This window comes from Mesorhizobium sp. M7A.F.Ca.CA.001.10.2.1 (assembly GCF_003998575.1).
Lineage (GTDB): Bacteria > Pseudomonadota > Alphaproteobacteria > Rhizobiales > Rhizobiaceae > Mesorhizobium.
This window is the reverse complement of sequence record NZ_RZQY01000615.1, coordinates 1-3,724: the sequence shown is the minus strand read 5'-3', so window position 1 is coordinate 3,724 and position 3,724 is coordinate 1. Positions and strand designations below refer to the sequence as shown.

5 protein-coding genes are annotated in these 3,724 nt (G+C 61.3%); all 5 read left to right on the top strand.

Annotated features, from left to right (window positions below; genetic code table 11):
* The first annotated feature begins 34 nt into the window (after positions 1 to 34).
* The 5 genes from EN964_RS28465 (at position 35) to EN964_RS28440 (ending at position 3,587) form a co-directional block, all read left to right on the top strand.
* Positions 35 to 361: an alpha-ketoglutarate-dependent dioxygenase AlkB gene (locus EN964_RS28465; RefSeq protein ID WP_127273615.1), complete on the top strand. Its 327-nt coding sequence runs from the start codon at positions 35 to 37 to the stop codon at positions 359 to 361.
* Between the two features lie 141 nt (positions 362 to 502).
* The gene (locus tag EN964_RS28460; RefSeq protein ID WP_127267415.1) at positions 503 to 943 is read left to right on the top strand and encodes a DUF2231 domain-containing protein; all 441 of its coding nucleotides are present in this window, start codon (positions 503 to 505) and stop codon (positions 941 to 943) included.
* Positions 940 to 2,280 carry a sorbosone dehydrogenase family protein gene (locus EN964_RS28455; protein WP_127267414.1) on the top strand — a complete coding sequence of 447 codons (1,341 nt, stop codon included), beginning with the start codon at positions 940 to 942 and terminating at the stop codon, positions 2,278 to 2,280. Before EN964_RS28460 ends, EN964_RS28455 begins: the two co-directional genes overlap by 4 nt.
* Before the next feature lie 379 nt (positions 2,281 to 2,659).
* Positions 2,660 to 3,277: a flavodoxin family protein gene (locus EN964_RS28445; RefSeq protein ID WP_127267424.1), complete on the top strand. Its 618-nt coding sequence runs from the start codon at positions 2,660 to 2,662 to the stop codon at positions 3,275 to 3,277.
* Between the two features lie 160 nt (positions 3,278 to 3,437).
* Positions 3,438 to 3,587, top strand: coding sequence for a DUF3309 family protein (locus EN964_RS28440; protein WP_127267413.1), 150 nt, complete (start codon positions 3,438 to 3,440; stop codon positions 3,585 to 3,587).
* Positions 3,588 to 3,724: the final 137 nt, after the last annotated feature.

Sequence of the window (3,724 nt, the reverse complement as noted above, 5' to 3'; positions counted from 1 at the left end):
GAGAGTCGGGCCCCCGCCGATCCCTGACTTCCTGTTGGCCCTGCGCGACCAGATCGCTGCGTTGGCAGGCAAGCCCGCCGAGGCCTTCGCGCAAGTGTTGATCAATGAATACCGGCCCGGCGCCGGCATCGGCTGGCATCGAGACAAGCCTCATTTCGAAGACGTTGCGGGTGTTTCGTTGCTGGCGCCTTGCAGCTTCCGGCTCCGGCGGAAGAATGGCGCCAAGTGGGATCGCCGGACCATCGTCGTCGAACCAAGGTCGGCGTATCTCATGACTGGACGATCGCGCACTGAATGGGAGCACAGCATTCCGCCAGTTGACCTGCATCGATACTCGATCACCTTGCGGACATTGCGCTAACTCCGCAGGAGGATCGGACGCCGAGCCGTTCTGAGACATCGCCAGCGCCATCACGAGTTCTTGAACGCAAACGGTTCCGGGAACCTCCTAACCACAAGTTGGTTTGGAGGACAGGTACAGCTTCAAAGGTGGAGAATGTCCATGGCCCGTGCCCGATCCGTATTGGTGGCCGCCAGGCGTCCGTTGCATAAAACGCCGATGGCAGTCGCAAATGCGTGTTTCGTCGGCACATTGCTGACCGACGCTGCCTATTGGCAAAGCGCTGAAATGATGTGGGCCGATTTCTCCGCCTGGCTGCTGCTTGCCGGCCTGCTTGTAGGCGTGCTCGCGGTTCTTGCAGCACTGGTCGATTTGTTTACCGACCGGCTTTCCGGTGAAGCCGGGCGCGTATGGCCATATCTCCTCGGCAGCCTCATCGTGCTCGTCATGTCGCTCTTCAACGCACTGGTGCACAGCCGGGATGCCTGGACCTCGGTCGTGCCGACGGGGCTCATCCTGTCCGCCGCCGCCGTGATCGTTATTCTCTTGGTGGGCCTGCTGGGATGGAGTTCCGGCCGCACTCAGGTGGAGGTGGTCGAATGAATGTCTCCGCCAGACATATCCCGCGTATCGCCAGCCTCGGTCTGCTGTGCGGATCGATTTTGGTGCTGCCCGCATGCAGCGACAACGAACCGGATCCCACCGATCAGGTCGGAGCGAACCCGACGCTGCCTGAACCGATCCAGTATCTGGTGCCGCCGATGCATGTCGCGTCGGTCATCGGTTGGAAACAGGAGGAAAGGCCGACGGTCGCCAAGGGTTTGCAAATCCAGGCCTTCGCCAAGGGCTTGAAGCATCCGCGCTCGCTTTACACATTGCCGAATGGTGACGTTCTGGTGGTCGAATCCGTGGCGCCGCCCGGTGCAGCGATCAAGCGGCCGAAAGACCTGGTCATGGGCTGGATCGAGTCCATGGCGACGTCGGGCGGCGGCACCGAAGGAAGCAACCGTATCACTCTGCTGCGCGATACCAACGGCGATGGTGTGCCCGATGTCCAGGAGGTTTTTCTCGATCATCTCAATTCGCCCTTTGGTGTGGCGCTGGTCGGCAACGATCTCTACGTCGCCAACACCGACGCCATCGTGCGGTACCCCTACACGTCGGGCGACACCAAGATCACCGCCCCGGGCACCGTGCTGACGCCGTTGCCCGGCGGGCCTATCGATCACCACTGGACAAAGTCTCTCGTGGCCAGCCGCGACGGGTCTCTGCTTTATGTCGGCATCGGATCCAACAGCAACATCACCGAGAACGGCATCCAGGCGGAAAAGGACCGGGCCGCCATCTGGGAAGTCGACAGGGCCACTGGCCGTTATCGTGTTTTCGCGAGCGGCCTGCGCAACCCCAACGGACTGAGCTGGGAGCCGCAGAGCGGCGCGCTGTGGGCTGTTATCAACGAGCGCGACGAGCTCGGTCCTAACCTGGTTCCCGACTACATGACCTCGGTCAAGGACGGCGCGTTCTATGGTTGGCCGTACAGCTACTATGGTCAGCATGTCGACCCGCGCGTGATGCCGCAGCGGCCGGACCTGGTCGCCAAGGCGATCCCTCCCGATTATGCCTTGAGTTCCCACGTCGCACCTCTGGGCTTGGCGTTCTACACTGGAACCAACCTGCCGGACCTGTATCGCAACGGCGCCTTTGTTGGCGAGCATGGCAGCTGGAACCGCAAGAGCTTCAACGGCTACAAGGTCGTTTTCGTGCCGTTCAAGGACGGTCATCCAGACGGCAAGCCGCAGGATGTCGTCACCGGTTTCCTCGACAAGGACAACAAGGCGCACGGGCGGCCGGTCGGTGTTGCCGTCGACAAATCGGGCGCGTTGCTGATCGCCGACGATGTCGGAAACACGGTCTGGCGCGTAACTTCCGCGAGCCAGTAGGCACCTGCATAAACGCGGATCGCTTCACCTATCTCGGTGCAAATTCCGCCAGCGCCTTGACGAATTCTGCCGGTGCCTCGATCGGCAGGAATTCGCCGCAGTTGGCGATCATGTGACCTTGCAGGTTCTTTGCGCCAGACAGCCTGCGTCGGAATCGCTCATCGCTGTCTGTCCTCCAGTAGTGGTCAGTGCCCCTGTGAGCCGGCTGGACCGTCACCAAGTGGGAGGAGGGGGCCGTCTCGCCCCCGGCCTGTTGGTCCGCTTGGCGGAACAAGCATTCAACCCTGGCGTTAAATGCCGGGCGCTCCCGCAACGGGCGAATGGGCTGTCGCGACGTCGTCGCGGCGATTTGCAATTAGGACAATGCAGGGAGATCCAGATGCCGCTTACGGCCTTCGCACTCAATTGCTCGCTCAAAGCTTCGAACGACAGGGAAAAATCCTCCACCGATCGGTTGCTCGCCGATGTCCTGGCGGCGCTGATGCAATACGAGGTGAAGGGCGAGATCGTGCGTGCGCTCAGTCACGATATCAAGCCCGGCGTGCTCTCCGACATGGGCGAGGGCGACGATTGGCCGAAACTCAGAGAAAAAATACTGGCGGCCGACATTTTCGTACTCGGCCTCCCGATCTGGCTTGGCCAGCCCTCGAGTGTGGCCAAGCGCGTCCTGGAGCGGATGGATGCGTTTCTCGAGGAGACCGATGACAAAGGGCGCATGCCGGCAGCAGGAAAGGTGGCCTTGGTGGCCATCGTCGGCAATGAGGACGGTGCGCATCACTGCCAGGCGGAATGCTTTCAGGCACTGAACGATGTTGGCTTCACCATCCCGGCCAATGGCGGGGTCTACTGGGTCGGCGAGGCCATGCAGGAGGTTAACTATGTCGATCTGCCGGCGACTCCGGAAAAGGTCTCGGGTGCGATCGAAATGGCAGCATCAAACGCCGCCCATCTCGCTGGATTGCTGAAAGACCGGGGCTACTTGGGCGTCTCGGGGTGACCTTTGTTCGCCTGACATCCTTGAACCTGGCAGCGTCGATGCGGTCTCAGTCGGGAACAGGAAGGCTTGTAGCGAGTTCATAATCACATCAGCCGGCGACCGCCGCTCCCTCTAAGGCGCGAAGCCGCAAACAGGAGAGCAAGTCACGGGTCTCGGCACAATTCTTATCATCATTCTGATCATTGCATTGCTTGGCGGTTTTAGTGGGCTTGGCGGCGGGCCATTCTACGGCACCGGCTATTACGGCGGCGGCGGCCTCGGTCTTCTGCTGCTTATAGTCATTATCCTGGTCGTGCTCGGGCGTCTCTAGCCCTCGCGATGCGGTGGCAGGGTGTATCACCTGCCGCTTGCAGTCCCTTTTGCGGGTTGCTTTGAATCCATAGCAGCCCAGCAATGGCGGTCCGCCCCCTGGGGGGGGGGCCACTGCTCGGGCATATCAGGTCAAAA

Coding starts and splice junctions, on each gene's coding strand:
- EN964_RS28460 (WP_127267415.1), top strand. CDS start 503: ATGGCCCGTGCCCGATCCGTATTGGTGGCCGCCAGGCGTCCGTTGCAT.
- EN964_RS28455 (WP_127267414.1), top strand. CDS start 940: ATGAATGTCTCCGCCAGACATATCCCGCGTATCGCCAGCCTCGGTCTG.
- EN964_RS28445 (WP_127267424.1), top strand. CDS start 2,660: ATGCCGCTTACGGCCTTCGCACTCAATTGCTCGCTCAAAGCTTCGAAC.